The following is a 16,593-nucleotide window of genomic DNA, read 5'->3' as shown; positions in this document are numbered from 1 at the left end:
GAGATGACGAGGGGCTGAAAGCATGGCTGGACTCGCGCGATTTTTGACTCAATGGCTGTGGGCGGTGGTCTTGCCTCCTGGGCGGGGGCGTCACCGAGCGGGGCGGCGGCCGGGGGCGCGATCCGTCGACATTTCGGCGGGTGCGTCTGCCGCAGCGTCACTGCCTTTCCGTGCCTCCACCGCCGGCCGCCACTGGCACGAGCCCATCGACGGCCTGTCCACTCCCCTCGTCCGCCCCTACCTGACTGCGTATGAGCGCGACGAGAAGATCCGCGTCCAGCGGCTGCGTCGCGACATCCTCTGGTGTGCCACATACGGCGTCGACCTCGACACCCGTGACATCCATGCCTGCCCGGCGGCGGCATTGTGAACGGCGGGAGGGACAGCGTACGGATCCTTTTGTGCCCCGACGCCCAAGGGCGCACCGCCGTGTTTCTCACGGACGGAACCGGGCCCGTCTCCCGGCTCGCCGACCGCATGGAAGCGGTGCAACTCGGCTTGGGCGAGCGGTTGCTCGGCAGGGCACGGGAAACGCTGGGGGAGCAGCGGATGAGTACCAGGGAACTCGGTCTCCTCACCCACCAGTTGGCGGACGCGCTCGCGGATGCCCTGCGCATCGCCGATTACCGTGGCGCTCGCCTCCGGCAATCGGACCCCTGCCCAGTGGACGGAACCTCACCGGCGCTTCGTGCATACGGCATGCTCACGCTCCCCGGCCGGAACTTCGCCTCTGCTCGGACCGCGCGCCACTACGTCCGTGACACGTGCCAGTCGTGGAGTCTGCCGACCACTACGACGGACGACCTCGTCGCCGTCACCGGCGAGTTGGCCGCCAACGCCCTGGAGCACACGGACAGCCGTACCGTCACGGTCACCTGTGCCCTCACAGCCGATACCGCCACGGTGGGCGTGACCGACGACGGCAGGAGCGGCGGTACGCCGGTGATCTCCGCGTCGACCGGTTGGTCCGAGGGGGATTGCGAAGGTGGTCGAGGGCTGCTGATCACCGATGCGCTGGCTACTCGATGGGGGACCCTGCGAACGGGCGAAGGGCTCACGGTCTGGGCGGAGGTTGCCGTCGAGGCCGGTGCGGAAACGCCGGTCGATACCGGGGGAAGCAAGTCGTAGCGGTCCTCGGCGAAGCCTCTCGTCAATCGGGTGGAACCCGGCGGGCAGGGACTTCGAAGACGACTTCGCGGCCGTCCACCTCGTCCCACTGCTCTCCGACCTCGACGAAGCCGAGGCCCGCGATCGTGGCCAGGGATGCCACGTTGTCGGGGCTTATCGCCGCCCGCACGGTCGTCACCGTGGGTTCGGCCGCTGCTCGGCGGAGCAATTCGATCAGCGTGGAGCGGGCGTATCCCCGGCGACGGAAGTCGGGGGCGATGAAGTAGCCGACCTCGACCATGCCGACCTCGTCCGGCGGCCCGTGGAAGCCCGCGTGCCCGACGACGAGACCCCGGTCGCCCACGACCGCTTGCCGCACCATCCACTGCGCGCGGCCGGGGTCGGCGGCCATCTGATCGAGCCGGAACCGCCACAGCCACCGTGCTGCGTCGGTCACGAAATGCTCGGTCAGCGAAACCCCGGCCACCCTCCCGGCTTCAGGCAGGTCACCGTCGAGCAGGGCGGACATCGCCCCGCCCGACAGCTCGACGAAACGTACACACTTCGGGCTCCGCGTGATCGGTCCCCGGTCGTTGTGGAACTTCCCGGTCACAGCGCTAGACCCACGTGTCCAGCCACATCCGCGCTCTCCACTCCTCCATTGGGATCGCCGTGCCCGTGTACAGCGGCCAGAAGTAGATGAAGTTCCACGCGATGAGGAGGACCAGGACGCCCGCGCCCGTCGCGCCCGCGACTCTGCGGGTGTCGGTGCAGCCAGGGCGGCCGATGATCGCGCCCAGGAGCATGGCCACCGCCAGGCACAGGAACGGGACGAAGACGACGGCGTAGAAGAGGAAGATCGTGCGCTCCTGGTACATGAACCAGGGGAGGTAGCCGGCGGCGATGCCGCAGGCGATGGCGCCCGCGCGCCAGTCGCGGCGGAAGAGCCAGCGCCACAGGACGTACAGGAGGGCGAAGCAGCCCAGCCACCAGAGGAGGGGTGTGCCGAGGGCAAGGACCTCGCGGGCGCACTTCTCGCCCGCGTCCACCGGGCAGCCGTCCGAGCCCGCCGACGGGGACTCGTAGAAGTAGGAGACCGGGCGGCCCAGGACGATCCAGCTCCAGGGGTTGGACTGGTAGGTGTGCGGCGAGGTCAGGTGGGTGTGGAACTCAAGGACCTGGGTCTCGTAGTGCCACAGGCTGCGCCACCAGTCGGGGAAGAGCCACGACCAGGAGCTGTTCGCGCCGTCCTTCGTCGCCCAGTCGCGGTAGTAGCCGCCGGTGCCGTCGGAGGGGGAGAGGATCCAGCCGAGCCACGAGAGGAGGTACGTGGCGAGGGCCACCGGGACGGTGGAGAGGAAGGCCCAGCCCAGGTCGTGGCGGAGTACGGCGCGGTAGGGGCGGTGGGCGCCTGCGACGCGGCGGGAGCCGACGTCCCACAGCACCGCCATCACGCAGAAGGCCGCCATGATGTAGAGGCCGTTCCACTTGGTGGCCGCCGCCAGGCCCAGCATCAGGCCCGCCGCCAGGCGCCAGGGGCGCCACCCGAGGCGCAGGGTCTGAGCGATGTGCGCGTCGGGGCGGACGCGGCCGTCCTCGTCCACCGGGAGTGCGGCGGCCAGTCGGGCGCGCGCTCTGTCGCGGTCGACGACCAGGCAGCCGAAGGCGGCCAGCACGAAGAACATCAGCACGCTGTCCAGCAGCGCGGTGCGGCTCATCACGAAGTGCAGGCCGTCCAGCGCCATCAGGGCGCCCGCCAGGCACCCCAGGAACGTGGAGCGGAACAGGCGGCGGCCGATGCGGCACAGCAGCAGCACCGAGAGGGTGCCGAGCAGGGCCGTCATGAAGCGCCAGCCGAACGGGTCGAACCCGAACAGCAGTTCGCCGAGGCCGATGACGTACTTGCCGACCGGCGGGTGGACGACGTACGCCGCGTCGGTCGGGATCGGGACGTCGCCGCCCGAGTTCAGGATGAGGTCGTTGGCGTTCTTGTCCCAGTTGACCTCGAAGCCGCGGTGGATCAGCGCCCACGCGTCCTTGGCGTAGTACGTCTCGTCGAATATCACCGCCTTCGGGCTGCCCAGGTTCCAGAACCGCAGCACCCCCGCGAGCAGCGCCACCAGCAGCGGCCCGCCCCACGCCGACCAGCGGGTCATCCGGTCGGCGAGCGGCGTCGACAACCCCAGGAACGCCCACAGGCGCGGGCTCGGGCTCGGGTACGGCGGCACCAGCCGGTCGCGGACGTCGCCGGCCGCGGGCCCCGCCGGGTAGCCGAAGCGGCGCAGCCGCTGCTGCCAGGTGGGCCGCTCGTCGTGCGGGGCCTGGTCGTGCAGGGTGTCCGTGGAGGACGCGGTACTGGTCACCGCGCCATCGTAGGGAACCGCGCTGTGCACGTCCCGTGCATGGCCCTCCCGGGTGCGGATACGTTCCCCTTCCGGGAGGACCGGCCGGGAGGACTGGGAGGATGGGAGCGTGACTGGAACCCTTGTACTCGCGGGCACCCCCATCGGCGACGTCCAGGACGCCCCGCCCCGGCTCGCCGCGGAACTGGCCGGCGCGGACGTCGTCGCCGCCGAGGACACCCGGCGGCTGCGCAGGCTCACCCAGGCGCTCGGCGTCGCCCCCGCGGGGCGTGTCGTGTCGTACTTCGAGGGCAACGAGTCCGCCCGTACGCCCGAGCTGGTGGAGGAGCTGGCCGGGGGAGCGCGGGTGCTGCTGGTCACCGACGCCGGGATGCCGTCGGTGTCCGACCCCGGGTACCGGCTGGTCGCCGCCGCCGTCGAGCGCGGCGTGCGCGTCACCGCCGTCCCCGGGCCGTCCGCGGTGCTGACCGCGCTGGCCCTGTCGGGGCTGCCCGTCGACCGGTTCTGCTTCGAGGGCTTCCTGCCCCGCAAGGCCGGCGAGCGGCTGACCCGGCTGCGCGAGGTCGCCGGGGAGCGCCGCACCCTCGTCTACTTCGAGGCCCCGCACCGCCTCGACGACACCCTCGCCGCCATGGCCGAGGTCTTCGGCACCGACCGGCGGGCCGCCGTCTGCCGGGAGCTGACCAAGACGTACGAGGAGGTCAGGCGCGGGGGGCTGGGCGAGCTGGCCGCGTGGGCCGGTGAAGGGGTACGGGGGGAGATCACCGTCGTCGTCGAAGGGGCGCCGGACACGGGGCCCGAGGAGGTCGGCGCCGAGGAGCTGGTGCGCCGGGTGCGGGTGCGCGAGGAGGCGGGGGAGCGGCGCAAGGAGGCGATCGCCGCGGTCGCCGCCCAGGTGGGAGTGCCCAAGCGGGAAGTGTTCGACGCGGTGGTGGCGGCGAAGAACGCGGAGAAGAACGCGGAGAAGAACGCGGAGAAGAACGCGGAGAAGAACGCGGCGAAGAACGCGGCGAAGAACGCGGAGAACAACCCCGGGAACTGAGGGGATCCGTAGAGCCGCCCTTGACCCGTCCCTGACCTTGCGGGCGTTCCTGCCAAGGACAGCTCAAATCGGCTAAAACACTCGGCAGCGCCTGGTGCTTTCCCGCTGGTGGAGGAGTCCACTGGAGGAAGGAGCAGAACGAACCAAGGAGCCGGGATGAGCATGAGTGAGAGCGCCGTGCGGACCGGGGTACGTGCAGGTGCCACCGCCGTCGTCCACGAGTCGTACTCGTTCGCCTGCATGCGCTGCGGGCACGGCTGGGAGCAGTCGTTCGAGATCGAGCACCACACGGACGCCGACGGCCGCGAGTTCGTGCTCTACGTCGCGGACGGCCGGGTCGTGCCCTCCCCGCTGACCCGGCCGACCTGCGCCACCTGCGACAGCCACGTCGTACGGATCCTGCGCCCGGGCCGGGTGGCCTCGGTGCGCGGCGCCACCCACACCGTCCACCGGGTGCCGCCGGCCGGCCCCCTGGAGGCGCCGCTGGTGCCCGAGGCGCCGGGGCCGGGGGCGCCGGGACTGTCCGGCGAACGCCGGCACCGGCACCTGACCGACCTCCTGCACGCCCTCCACCTCCACCGCAGGGCGAGCTGACCCCACCGGGGGCGCGCGGGAGCTTTCGTAGGATCGGGGCATGCCTTCGAACGCCTCCGGCCGGTCCGACAAGAACGGCGCGCCCCCGCTCCCCGAGCCCCTCCGGGTCCCGGTCGCCGACTCGCACACCCACCTCGACATGCAGTCCGGCCCGGTCGAGGAGGCACTCGCCAAGGCCGCGTCGGTCGGTGTCACGACCGTCGTCCAGGTCGGCTGCGACCTCGCGGGGTCCCGCTGGGCCGCCGAGACCGCGGCGGCGCACGACGCCGTCCACGCCACCGTCGCCCTGCACCCGAACGAGGCGCCGCGCATCGTGCACGGCGACCCCGACGGCTGGTCGAGGCAGGGCGCACGGCAGCCCGGCGGGGACGCGGCCCTCGACGACGCCCTCGCGGAGATCGACCGGCTCGCGGCACTCCCGCAGGTCAAGGGCGTCGGCGAGACAGGGCTGGACTACTTCCGCACCGGCCCGGAGGGCAAGGAAGCCCAGGAGCGCTCCTTCCGCGCCCACATCGAGATCGCCAAGCGGCACGGCAAGACCCTCGTCATCCACGACCGCGACGCCCACACCGACGTCCTGCGCGTCCTGAAGGAGGAGGGCGCCCCCGAGCGCACCGTCTTCCACTGCTACTCCGGGGACGCCGAGATGGCCGGGATCTGCGCCCGTGCCGGGTACTACATGTCCTTCGCCGGCAACGTCACCTTCAAGAACGCCCAGAACCTGCGCGACGCCCTCGCCGTGGCCCCGCAGGAGCTGGTTCTGGTGGAGACCGACGCGCCGTTCCTGACGCCGGCGCCCTACCGGGGGCGGCCGAACGCGCCCTACCTGGTGCCGGTCACGGTGCGTGCCATGGCGGACGTACGGGGCGTCGACGAGGACACCCTGGCGACCGCCCTCGCCGCGAACACGGCTCGCGCCTTCGGCTACTGACACGCTGAGTAGTCGCGCTACTTGGGAGAGTGACCGGCCCTCCGCTAGGTTCTGGGGGCCCGATCGGGACCCCTGGAGCGTGTGGGCGTGAGCAGAACGCAGTTCGAGCCGGCAGCGGCGTACGAGGCGCACGAGTCGGCAGCGGCGTACGAGGCGTACGCGGCGCACGAGACATACGAGGCGTACGCATACCTCGCACCGTACGACGTGCACAGCGCGCCGACCCTGCCGTACGGCGACCCGTACCGGCCCGTTCACGAGCCGACCGCGCCCGCGCTGCCCCGGCACAGCGACGGGCGGGCCGAGCGCCGACGCCGGGGGCGGGGGCGGGGCGCGGGGCGCGCGGACGCCTCCCTGCGCCGGCTGCTGCCGCGGGCGCTGGTGGTGGCCTTCCTCGCGGGCGGCACCACCGCGTTCGTCGCCAAGGACAAGGCGGTCGAGCTGACCGTCGACGGCAGCCCGCGCACGCTGCACACCTTCGCCGACGACGTGACCGAGCTGCTCGCCGAGGAAGGCGTCCAGGTGGGCGCCCACGACGTGATCGCACCCGCCCCCGGCACCCCGCTGACCAGCGGCGAGGACGTCAGCGTCCACCACGGAAGGCCCGTGCTGCTCACCCTCGACGGCCACCGGCGCCAGGTGTGGACGACCGCGGGGACGGTGGCGGGGGCGCTGCGGCAGCTCGGGGTGCGTACGCAGGGCGCGTACCTGTCCACCGGGCCCTCCCGGCACATCGGCCGCGAGGGCCTCGCCCTGGTGGTGCGCACCGAGCGGGTGGTGACCGTCATGGCGGACGGCCGCACCCGCACCGTCCGCACCAACGCCGCGACCGTGGGGGAGGTCGTCGAGGAGGCCGGCATCACCCTGCGCGGAGAGGACACCACGTCCGTCCCCGCGACCGGCTTCCCGCGCGACGGGCAGACCGTCACGGTGCTGCGGATCACCGGGTCCCAGGAGGTGCGCGAGGACCCGATCCCCTTCGCCGAGCGACGGGCCGAGGACGCCTCCCTCTTCCGGGGCACCGAGGTCGTCCAGGAGGCGGGCAGGTCCGGGCTGCGCCGCACCACGTACGCCCTGCGCACCGTCAACGGCGTCCGGCAGAAACCGCGCCGCCTGCGCACCGAGGTGGTCCGCGAGCCCAGCCCGCGCATCGTGCGGGTCGGCACCCGGCCCCGGCCGACCTCCGTCCACGGCGCCGACCACCTGAACTGGCAGGGCCTGGCCGCCTGCGAGTCCGGCGGCCGCCCGGACGCCGTCGACCCCTCCGGGACCTACGGCGGGCTCTACCAGTTCGACTCCGCCACCTGGCACGGCCTCGGCGGCGCGGGCCGCCCCGAGGACGCGTCGGCCGCGGAGCAGACGTACCGGGCGCAGAAGCTGTACGTGCGCAGCGGCGCCGACGCCTGGCCGCACTGCGGCGCACGCCTGGGGAGCTGAGGCTGCTGCCTGCGGCGTGCGGGTGTGCGGCTGGAGCTTTCCGCGGTGCCCGCGTGCGCGGGTGAGGGGCCCGTCCCGGTGCGGGCATGAGGCCGTCCGCGGGACCCGGCCGAGGGCGCGGACCCGTCTGCGGCGCTGGTCTGCGGGGCTGAGGCCTTCCGTGACGCCCGGTGCGCGGGGCTGAGGCCCTCCGCGACGCCCGGTGCGCGGGTGAGGGTGCCCGCCCCGGGCGCGGGGCCGGCCGTGGCGCCCGGCCGAGGGCGCGGACCCGTCTGCGGCGCTGGTCTGCGGGGCTGAGGCCTTCCGTGGCGCCCGGTGCGCGGGGCTGAGGCCCTCCGTGACGCCCGGTGCGCGGGTGAGGGTGCCCATCCCGGGCGCGGGGCCGCCCGTGGTGCCCGGCCGAGGGCGCCGGCCCGTCCCCGGCGCTCCGCCGCGGGCGTGGGGCCCACGCGCCCCCGGCTACCCTTGCGGGGTGAGCAGCCCCACCCCCGACGCCCTCCTGGGTCCCGCCGACGTCCGCGAACTCGCGGCGGCCCTCGGCGTACGCCCCACCAAGCAGCGCGGCCAGAACTTCGTCATCGACGCCAACACGGTCCGCCGTATCGTCCGCACCGCCGAGGTACGCCCCGACGACGTGGTGGTCGAGGTGGGGCCGGGTCTCGGCTCGCTCACCCTGGCCCTGCTGGAGGCCGCCGACCGGGTCACCGCCGTCGAGATCGACGACGTGCTCGCCGGTGCCCTGCCCGCCACCGTCGCCGCCCGCATGCCGGAGCGCGCCGACCGGTTCGCGCTCGTGCACTCCGACGCGATGCACGTGCGAGAGCTGCCGGGACCCGCACCGACCGCCCTGGTCGCGAACCTCCCCTACAACGTCGCCGTTCCCGTCCTCCTCCACATGCTCGACACCTTCCCGGGCATCGAGCGGACCCTCGTCATGGTGCAGAAGGAGGTCGCCGACCGGCTGGCCGCCGGACCCGGCTCGAAGGTGTACGGCGTGCCCTCCGTGAAGGCGAACTGGTACGCGGAGGTCAAGCGGGCCGGGTCCATCGGCCGCAACGTCTTCTGGCCCGCGCCCAACGTCGACAGCGGGCTGGTGTCACTCGTCCGGCGCAGCGAACCGCTGAAGACCACCGCGTCCAAGGCCGAGGTCTTCGCCGTCGTCGACGCCGCGTTCGCCCAGCGCCGCAAGACCCTGCGGGCCGCGCTCGCCGGGTGGGCCGGATCGGCCGCCGCCGCCGAGGCCGCGCTCGTCGGCGCGGGCGTGTCGCCGCAGGCGCGCGGAGAGGCGCTGACCGTGGAAGAGTTCGCGCGTATCGCCGAGCACAAGCAGTAGGGAGTCAGGGAGTGACGAGCAAGTGAGCGTGACGGTCCGCGTTCCCGCCAAGGTCAACGTCCAGCTCGCGGTCGGCGCCGCCCGCCCCGACGGCTTCCACGACCTGGCCAACGTCTTCCTCGCCGTCTCCCTGTACGACGAGATCACCGCCACCCCGGCCGCCGACGGGCTCCGCGTCACCTGCGAGGGCCCCGACGCCGACCAGGTCCCGCTGGACCGCACCAACCTCGCGGCGCGCGCGGCCGAGGCGCTGGCCGCGCGGTACGGCCGCGAGCCCGACGTCCACCTCCACATCGCCAAGGACATCCCCGTCGCCGGCGGCATGGCGGGCGGCAGCGCGGACGGCGCGGGCGCGCTGCTGGCCTGCGACGCCCTGTGGGGCACCGGCGCCAGTCGCGAGGAACTGCTCGACATCTGCGCCGAGCTGGGCAGCGACGTGCCGTTCAGCCTGGTCGGCGGGGCGGCGCTGGGCACCGGGCGGGGGGAACGGCTGGCCGGGCTGGAGGTGGGGGGCGACTTCCACTGGGTGTTCGCGCTGGCCGCGCGGGGACTGTCGACGCCGGCCGTCTTCCGCGAGTTCGACCGGCTGGGGGAGGGCCTGGACATTCCCGAGCCGGTCGCCGACCAGGCGGTGCTCGACGCCCTGGCCAAGGGCGACGCCGCCGCGCTCGCCGTCGCCGTCTCCAACGACCTCCAGCCCGCCGCGCTCTCCCTCTTCCCCGAGCTGTCCGACACCCTCGCGGCGGGCCGGGCGGCCGGAGCCCTGGCGGCCCTGGTCTCGGGCTCCGGGCCGACGACGGCCTTCCTCGCGACCGACGCCGGGTCCGCCTCCGACATCGCGGGGGTGCTGCGGGCCTCGGGGACCTGCCGGGACGTGCGTACGGCGGTGGGGGCGGCGGCGGGGGCCACGGTCCTGGACTGAGGCTCGCGGCGGCCGGACTACCCTGGAGGGTCGAGCGATCCCCCAGGCAGGAGAGAAATGGCCGTCAATCTGGTCAATGTCGAGAACGTCAGCAAGGTGTACGGCACCCGCGCACTCCTCGACGGCGTGTCCCTCGGCGTCTCCGAGGGCGACCGCATCGGTGTCGTCGGGCGCAACGGCGACGGCAAGACGACCATGATCAGGATGCTGGCCAGGCTGGAGGAGCCCGACACCGGCCGGGTCACCCACTCCGGCGGGCTGCGGCTCGGCGTGCTCACCCAGCACGACTCCCTCGACCCCACCGCGACCGTCCGGCACGAGGTCATCGGCGACATGGCCGACCACGAGTGGGCGGGCAACGCCAAGGTCCGGGACGCGCTGACCGGGCTGTTCGGCGGGCTCGACATGCCGGGGTTCCCGCAGGGGCTCGACACCGTGATCGGTCCGCTCTCCGGTGGTGAGCGGCGCCGGATCGCGCTGGCCAAGCTGCTCATCGAGGAGCAGGATCTCGTCGTCCTCGACGAGCCCACCAACCACCTCGACGTCGAGGGCATCGCCTGGCTGGCCGGGCATCTGCGCGAGCGGCGCTCCGCGCTCGTGTGCGTCACCCACGACCGGTGGTTCCTCGACCAGGTCTGCACCCGCATGTGGGACGTGCAGAAGGGCGACGTCTACGAGTACGAGGGCGGCTACTCCGACTACGTCTTCGCCCGCGCCGAGCGCGAGCGCATCGCCGCCACCGAGGAGACCAAGCGGCAGAACCTGGTCCGCAAGGAGCTGGCCTGGCTGCGGCGCGGGGCGCCCGCGCGGACGTCCAAGCCCCGCTTCCGCGTCGAGGCCGCCAACGAGCTGATCGCCGACGTGCCGCCGCCCCGGGACAGCAGCGAGCTGATGAAGTTCGCCTCCTCCCGGCTCGGCAAGACCGTGTTCGACCTGGAGGACGTCACCGTCCAGGCCGGGCCCAAGGTGCTGCTCAAGCACGTCACCTGGCAGCTCGGCCCCGGCGACCGCATCGGCCTGGTCGGGGTCAACGGCGCCGGCAAGACCTCCCTGCTGCGGGACCTGGCGAACGCCGCGTACAGCGACGGGGAGCAGCAGCCCGCGGGCGGGCACGTCCGGGTCGGCAGGACCGTCAAGCTGGCGTACCTGTCGCAGGAGGTCGCCGAGCTGGACCCCGCCTGGCGGGTGCTGGAGGCCGTGCAGCGCGTCCGCGAGCGCGTCGACCTCGGCAAGGGGCGCGAGATGACCGCGGGGCAGCTCTGCGAGACCTTCGGGTTCGGGAAAGAGAAGCAGTGGACGCCGGTCGGTGACCTGTCCGGCGGTGAGCGGCGGCGGCTGCAACTGCTGCGGCTGCTCATGGACGAGCCCAACGTCCTCTTCCTCGACGAGCCCACCAACGACCTCGACATCGAGACCCTGACCCAGCTGGAGGACGTCCTCGACGGCTGGCCCGGCTCGATGATCGTCATCTCCCACGACCGGTTCTTCGTCGAGCGCACCACCGACCGGGTCTTCGCCCTGCTCGGCGACGGCGCGCTGCGCATGCTGCCGCGCGGCATCGACGAGTACCTGGAGCGGCGCCGGCGCATGGAGGAGGCCGCCGCGTCGAGTGCCCCGGCCGTGGCGGCCAGGCCCGCCGCCGCCGTGCCCGAGAAGAGCGCCGCCGACGTGCGCGCCGCCAAGAAGGAGCTGCAGAAGATCGAGCGGCAGCTGGACAAGGTCTCCGAGAAGGAGACCAAGCTGCACGCCCAAATCGCCGAGAACGCCACGGACTTCGCGAAGGTCGCCGAACTGGACGCCGAGCTGCGCGGGCTGACGGGACAGCGCGACGAGCTGGAGCTGCGCTGGCTGGAACTGGCCGAGGACGCCTGAGCGACCGCGTGCGCCGGGCGCGCGCGTGATGTAAAGGGCGCGTGAAGGCTCGTAACAGTGGCATCACGGGCCGGTCCTCCCTTGGGAACAGCGGCGCACGCGGCCCGGTGAGTGGTTGGGCGCGGGTGATAGAAAGGCCGTCCGAGGACTGTCCCAGGGCGGTCCGAGGCTTGTGGAACGATCGCCGTAGACGACTCCGGGGCCAGCGCGTGACCCGGGGCGTGGCTAAAAATCAGTGAGTAATAAGGGGGAACGCGCTGATGAGCCAGCCGCCTAATCAGCCGCCGCAGCCGGGTGGCTTCGGAGCACCGCAGGACCCGCCGCCGGGAGGTTTCGGGGCACCGACCCCGCCGCCCCCGCAGGGCCCGCCGCCCGGTCCGCCGCCGCAGCAGCAGCCGGGCTACGGGTATCCGCAGCAGCCGGGCCAGCCCGGTCAGCCCGCCCAGCCGGGGCCGTACGGTCAGCAGCCCGGGCCGTACAACTCCGGGCCGTACGCCGCCCAGCCGCAGCAGCCGGGACCGTACGGCCAGCAGCCCGGCTACGGCTACCCGCAGCAGCAGTACCCCGGCGCTCCCGGCGCCCCCGGTACGCCGCCGCCCGGTGGTCCCGGGTCCCGCAACCCCTTCAAGGGCAAGCCCGCCCTCGCCGTCGGCGCGGCCGTCGCGGCCCTGCTCGTCATCGGCGGCAGCGTGTGGGCGGTCACCGCGAGCGGCGGTGACGACGAGAAGGACAAGAAGCCCGTCGTCGCCAAGACCGACGACCCCAAGCCCTCCGGCTCCAAGGGCGGCGCTCCGGTCAACCCCGGTGACGGCAGCGGCGACGGCGGCGAGGACCCCGAGGACCTCAACGAGGGCCGCCAGGCCGGCGAGTCCAAGGTGCTCTGGTACAAGGAGGCGCCCGACGCCCCCGGTTCCGGGGCCGACGCCAACGGCATGTGGATCACCGGCAAGGCGGCGGTGAAGGCGGCGTACAAGCAGGTCTTCGCCTACAACGTCGGCGACGGCAAGCCCGCCTGGGAGCCGATCGCCTTCCCGGAGAAGATCTGCGCGGTCACCCCGGAGAAGACGGCCGACGACAAGATCGTCGTCGCCTACATGAGCGGCTCCAGCGACCGCGCGAAGTGCAACAAGCTCCAGGAGATCGACCTCGCCACCGGCCAGAAGGGCTGGTCCGAGGAGGTGGCCGAAGGCGATCTGTTCGACTCCACGCTCTCCCTCGAACTCTCGCTCAGCGGCAACACCATGATGGTCGGCCGCTCCCAGTCCGGCACCGCCTACGACGTCAAGAGCGGCAAGAAGCTGTACGAGAAGAAGAAGTACGGCGACGCCTGCTTCCCCGCCGGATTCGCGGGCAGCGCGAACAAGCTCGTCCAGGTCGCCTCCTGCGGCGCCGGCGGCAACAACGCGCACGACGAGCTCCAGGGCCTCGACCCGAAGACCGGCAAGGTCCTGTGGACCTACAAGTACGAGAAGGGCTGGCGGATCGCCCGCGCCTACTCCGTCGACCCGCTGGTCGTCTACGCCACCAACGAGGACAAGAAGGTCTGGAACATCTCCAGCTTCACCTCCGGCGGCAAGGTCCAGGAACAGGTCGGCGTCGACGAGGACTTCGCCCCCGAGTGCGGCTGGGCCATCCTCGAACGCGACCTCCAGGGCTGCACGGGCGTGGCCGTCGCCGCGGGCACGCTCTACCTGCCGACCGAGGCGACCAGCGGCGCCAACGAGATCGTCGCGATCAACCTCACCACCGGCAAGGAGAAGTGGCGCACCAAGTCCCCCGCGGACGAGTCGATGATGCCGCTGAAGATCGAGGGCGACCAGCTCATCGCGTACGTCCAGCCGTCCTACGACGCGGGCGGTCAGATCGTGTCCATCCCGACCGGCGGCAGCAGCCACCAGCCCGCCAAGCTGCTGCAGAACCCGCAGGGCGTCGCGGACATCGAGAACAGCTTCTACTCCAAGGACATCGACTGGGTCGACGGGCGGTTCTTCATCTCCAGCACCCGCCTGACCGGGAACGACGAGTCGAAGGAGAAGTTGATGCTCGCCTACGGCAAGTGACCTCTTCTTTCTCCGCCTTCTCCTCCTCCTCTTCTTCTTCTTCTCCTTCTTCTGCCGTCGTCGTTTCGCGGGTTGTTCCGTCTCCGTCGTCTCCGCTCTCCGAGGTACTCACGTCATGACCCAGCCGCCTCCCCCGCCGCCCAACCAGCCCCCGCAGGGGGGCGGGTTCGGCCCGCCGCAGAACCAGCCGCCGCAGCCGCCGGCGCCGCAGACCCCGCCGCAGGCGCCCGCGGCTCCGGCCAACCCGCCCGCGGGGCCGCCGCCGCAGCAGCCGGGGTACGGGTATCCGCAGGCGCCGCCGCAGTCCCAGCCCGGGTACGGGAATCCGGGGCAGCCCGGTCAGCCTGGGGCGTATGGGCAGCCGACGCCGGGCTACGGGCAGCCCGGGCAGCCCGGTCAGCCCGGTCAGCCCGGGTACGGGTATCCGCAGCCGGCCACCATGCCCATGCAGCCGCAGGCCGCGGGGTCGGGCGGTGGGCGGAAGATCAACGCGCAGGTCGCGATCATCGTGTCCGCCGTCGTCGCGATCGCCCTGATCATCGGCGGCGGGGTCTGGTACGCCGGTTCCTCCGACGACGGGGGCAAGGACGACACCGCCGGCTCCAGTGGCGGCACGGGCGGCGACGGCGGTACGGACCAGAAGGGCGGCGACGGCGGCAAGGCCTCCGGCGCCGAGGAGAAGGCGCCCTCCGACCCGGCCGCCAAGGTGCTCTTCCAGGTCCCGATGCCCGCGGTGAGCAAGGAGGACGACAGCGTCGTCGTCTCCGGCTCGTGGCTCACCGACAAGGTGTACGCCAAGAGCGGCATCGCCGAGGTCAACGGGTACGACCCCGCCAAGGGCAGCAAGAAGTGGACGATCAAGCTGGACGGCCCCGTGTGCGCCGTCACCCGGCACGTCACCGACGACAACAAGACGGTGATCATCCACCAGCCCGCCATGCCGACCAAGGCCGAGCCCTCGCACGGCTGCACCCAGGTCGCGGTCCTCGACCTGGACGCCGGGAAGAAGGTGTGGACGAAGTCCGCCGGCGAGGGGCCGATCTCCTTCGACAACGTCACGATCAGCGGTGACACGGTCGCCGCGGGCAGCTCCGACGGCGGCGTCGCCTTCGACATCGCCAAGGGCGACATCCTCTGGTCCCCGAAGACCACCGACACCTGCTACGACGCGGGCTACGGCGGCGGCGAGAAGCTGGTCGCGGTGCGCAAGTGCGGGTCGTACGACGCCCGGGAGCTGCACATCCAGACCATCGACCCGAAGAGCGGGAAGGTGATCACCGAGTACAAGATGGCCAAGGGCATCGAGTACGCGGCCGTCGTGTCGACGAACCCGCTGGTCGTGGCCGCCGACGTCGGTGACTCCGCCGGGGACGGCAGCGGCATCTCGGACTTCTTCTCCATCGACAACAAGACCGGCAAGCTGCTCACCCGCATCTCGGCGCCCGGCGACCAGTTCGCGGCCAGCTGCGACAGCATCACCAAGACCGAGAGCTGCCACGGGCTCGCGGCCGGCAACGGCAAGCTCTACATCGCCACCGAGGAGCACGAGGGCGGCGGCGAGTCGTACAGCCGGGCCAACGAGGTCGTCGCCTTCGACCTGGCCACCGGCAAGCAGACCGGTCAGCGCGCGGACTCGGGCGAGGACTACACGATCACCCCGCTGCGCATGGACGGCGGCAACGTGATCGCCTACAAGCGTCCGCCGTACGACAAGGGCGGCCAGGTCGTGAGCATCGACGGAGCGACGTTCAAGCAGACCACGCTGCTGGAGAACCCGGCGACGGAGGCGGTGCGGGACGTGGAGTCCAGCATGTCGCCGGACTACTCCGAGCTGATCTACTCGCAGGGGCGGCTGTTCATGTCGCAGGTGTACGCCAGCGAGCCGACGAGCGCGGACGAGAAGGAGTACCTGGCGATCGGGTTCGGCACCAGCGGGTGATGCCGTCGGCGTCCCCCGGGTGACCGTTCCGGCCCCGTCCCTGTCGCAGGGGCGGGGCCGGCCGCATTGCCGGGGATTTCGGCACTCCGGGGCGGTTCTCACCGGTAGGGGCAGCGCGCGGGCTGGCTAGCGTGTAGCTTCCGGGGGACATGCCGGGGGGTATGCCGGGGACCGGTGAATGCGTGAATGGATGGATGGGTGACTGGGGGGTTGCTCCATGGGAGTACGGCTCATGGTGGTCGACGATCACCGATTGCTCGCCGAGGCGCTGGCCTCGGCGCTGAAGCTGCGCGGGCACCGGGTGCTGGCCGCGGCGGCGCCGGCCGCGGGGGCGGCGGAGCTGGTGATCAGCCGGGCGCCGGAGGTGTGCCTGCTGGGGACGGCGACACCGGCGGAGCCGGGGAACTTCGATCCGGTGGTACGGATCAAGCGGGAGCGTCCGCAGGTGGCGGTGCTGGTGCTGGGCCCGGTGCCGAGCCCTCGCGGTATCGCGGCGGCGTTCGCGTCGGGGGCGTCGGGGTACGTCCGGCACGATGAGCGCATAGAGGGCGTCGAGCGGGCCATCATGAAGGCGCGGGCGGGGGAGGCGGCGGTGGCGCCGGCCTTGTTGCAGGGGGCGTTCGGTGAGCTGCTGAATCCCGCGGCCCAGCCCGACGACGAGGGGCAGCGGCTGTTGCAGATGCTCACGCCGCGGGAGGTGGAGGTGCTGGTGCGGGTCGCGGACGGCGAGGACACGCGGCTGATCGCGGCGGGGATGGGGATCGCTCCGTCGACGGCGCGCACGCATGTCCAGCGGGTGCTGATGAAGCTGGGCGTGGGGTCCCGGCTGGAGGCCGCGGCGCTGGCGGCGCGGACGGGGTTGCTGGACCGGGCGGGGGCCTCCGGCGGTTGAGCGGGGTGCCTGCGGCGGCCTGTGGGGGTTGGGTGGGGGTGCGCGTAGCGCCGTTTGTGCGGTGGGTGGGTCGGGGTCGTGCCGGGGGGTGTCCGTCCTCG

The 16,593-nt window shown here is 72.5% G+C and carries 13 protein-coding genes; 11 read left to right on the top strand and 2 right to left on the bottom strand.

Annotation, left to right across the window (positions count from 1 at the left end; all coding sequences use genetic code 11):
- The first annotated feature begins 429 nt into the window (after nucleotides 1-429).
- Nucleotides 430-1,128, top strand: a complete 699-nt coding sequence (locus ACFV9J_RS25270) for an ATP-binding protein (RefSeq protein ID WP_385357348.1) — start codon at nucleotides 430-432, stop codon at nucleotides 1,126-1,128.
- A gap of 22 nt (nucleotides 1,129-1,150) precedes the next feature.
- Here ACFV9J_RS25270 and ACFV9J_RS25265 read toward each other — a convergent pair whose 3' ends face one another.
- Both ACFV9J_RS25265 and ACFV9J_RS25260 read right to left on the bottom strand, forming a co-directional pair.
- Nucleotides 1,151-1,720, bottom strand: coding sequence for a GNAT family N-acetyltransferase (locus ACFV9J_RS25265; RefSeq protein ID WP_385357346.1), 570 nt, complete (start codon nucleotides 1,718-1,720; stop codon nucleotides 1,151-1,153).
- Between the two features lie 4 nt (nucleotides 1,721-1,724).
- The gene (locus ACFV9J_RS25260; RefSeq protein WP_385357343.1) at nucleotides 1,725-3,470 is read right to left on the bottom strand and encodes a dolichyl-phosphate-mannose--protein mannosyltransferase; all 1,746 of its coding nucleotides are present in this window, start codon (nucleotides 3,468-3,470) and stop codon (nucleotides 1,725-1,727) included.
- A 109-nt stretch (nucleotides 3,471-3,579) separates the two neighbouring features.
- On the opposite strand from ACFV9J_RS25260, the gene rsmI reads away from it, so the two are divergent.
- The 10 genes from rsmI to ACFV9J_RS25210 all read left to right on the top strand — a co-directional run bounded on the left by rsmI (nucleotide 3,580) and on the right by ACFV9J_RS25210 (nucleotide 16,492).
- Nucleotides 3,580-4,512 carry a 16S rRNA (cytidine(1402)-2'-O)-methyltransferase gene (gene rsmI / locus ACFV9J_RS25255; protein ID WP_385357341.1) on the top strand — a complete coding sequence of 311 codons (933 nt, stop codon included), beginning with the start codon at nucleotides 3,580-3,582 and terminating at the stop codon, nucleotides 4,510-4,512.
- 156 nt (nucleotides 4,513-4,668) lie between these two features.
- Nucleotides 4,669-5,106, top strand: coding sequence for a hypothetical protein (locus ACFV9J_RS25250; protein ID WP_385357339.1), 438 nt, complete (start codon nucleotides 4,669-4,671; stop codon nucleotides 5,104-5,106).
- Between the two features lie 40 nt (nucleotides 5,107-5,146).
- Nucleotides 5,147-6,037: a TatD family hydrolase gene (locus ACFV9J_RS25245; RefSeq protein ID WP_385357337.1), complete on the top strand. Its 891-nt coding sequence runs from the start codon at nucleotides 5,147-5,149 to the stop codon at nucleotides 6,035-6,037.
- A gap of 87 nt (nucleotides 6,038-6,124) precedes the next feature.
- On the top strand, nucleotides 6,125-7,474 hold the full coding sequence (locus ACFV9J_RS25240) for a ubiquitin-like domain-containing protein (protein ID WP_385357335.1): 1,350 nt from the start codon (nucleotides 6,125-6,127) through the stop codon (nucleotides 7,472-7,474).
- Between the two features lie 472 nt (nucleotides 7,475-7,946).
- Nucleotides 7,947-8,807 (top strand): 16S rRNA (adenine(1518)-N(6)/adenine(1519)-N(6))-dimethyltransferase RsmA, encoded by an 861-nt coding sequence (rsmA, locus tag ACFV9J_RS25235; protein ID WP_385357333.1) that lies wholly within the window; start codon nucleotides 7,947-7,949, stop codon nucleotides 8,805-8,807.
- A gap of 22 nt (nucleotides 8,808-8,829) precedes the next feature.
- Nucleotides 8,830-9,729, top strand: a complete 900-nt coding sequence (locus ACFV9J_RS25230) for a 4-(cytidine 5'-diphospho)-2-C-methyl-D-erythritol kinase (RefSeq protein ID WP_385357330.1) — start codon at nucleotides 8,830-8,832, stop codon at nucleotides 9,727-9,729.
- Between the two features lie 57 nt (nucleotides 9,730-9,786).
- Nucleotides 9,787-11,601 (top strand): ABC-F family ATP-binding cassette domain-containing protein, encoded by a 1,815-nt coding sequence (locus tag ACFV9J_RS25225; RefSeq protein ID WP_385357328.1) that lies wholly within the window; start codon nucleotides 9,787-9,789, stop codon nucleotides 11,599-11,601.
- A gap of 260 nt (nucleotides 11,602-11,861) precedes the next feature.
- Entirely contained in the window at nucleotides 11,862-13,661 is a 1,800-nt protein-coding gene (locus ACFV9J_RS25220) for a PQQ-binding-like beta-propeller repeat protein (RefSeq protein WP_385357325.1), read from the top strand.
- A gap of 115 nt (nucleotides 13,662-13,776) precedes the next feature.
- Nucleotides 13,777-15,600 carry a PQQ-binding-like beta-propeller repeat protein gene (locus ACFV9J_RS25215; RefSeq protein ID WP_385357323.1) on the top strand — a complete coding sequence of 608 codons (1,824 nt, stop codon included), beginning with the start codon at nucleotides 13,777-13,779 and terminating at the stop codon, nucleotides 15,598-15,600.
- A 217-nt stretch (nucleotides 15,601-15,817) separates the two neighbouring features.
- Nucleotides 15,818-16,492 carry a LuxR C-terminal-related transcriptional regulator gene (locus ACFV9J_RS25210; RefSeq protein ID WP_385357321.1) on the top strand — a complete coding sequence of 225 codons (675 nt, stop codon included), beginning with the start codon at nucleotides 15,818-15,820 and terminating at the stop codon, nucleotides 16,490-16,492.
- Nucleotides 16,493-16,593: the final 101 nt, after the last annotated feature.

Origin of the sequence: Streptomyces sp. NPDC059906, assembly GCF_042730645.1 — a bacterium.
GTDB lineage: Bacteria > Actinomycetota > Actinomycetes > Streptomycetales > Streptomycetaceae > Streptomyces > Streptomyces rubrogriseus.
The sequence above is the reverse complement of the archived record's forward strand: the minus strand, read 5'-3'. Positions and strand labels throughout refer to the sequence as shown.

Excerpts from the sequence above, each read along its gene's own strand:
- ACFV9J_RS25250 (WP_385357339.1), top strand. The coding sequence starts at position 4,669 with ATGAGCATGAGTGAGAGCGCCGTGCGGACCGGGGTACGTGCAGGTGCC.
- ACFV9J_RS25245 (WP_385357337.1), top strand. The coding sequence starts at position 5,147 with ATGCCTTCGAACGCCTCCGGCCGGTCCGACAAGAACGGCGCGCCCCCG.
- ACFV9J_RS25225 (WP_385357328.1), top strand. The coding sequence starts at position 9,787 with ATGGCCGTCAATCTGGTCAATGTCGAGAACGTCAGCAAGGTGTACGGC.
- ACFV9J_RS25220 (WP_385357325.1), top strand. The coding sequence starts at position 11,862 with ATGAGCCAGCCGCCTAATCAGCCGCCGCAGCCGGGTGGCTTCGGAGCA.
- ACFV9J_RS25215 (WP_385357323.1), top strand. The coding sequence starts at position 13,777 with ATGACCCAGCCGCCTCCCCCGCCGCCCAACCAGCCCCCGCAGGGGGGC.
- ACFV9J_RS25210 (WP_385357321.1), top strand. The coding sequence starts at position 15,818 with ATGGGAGTACGGCTCATGGTGGTCGACGATCACCGATTGCTCGCCGAG.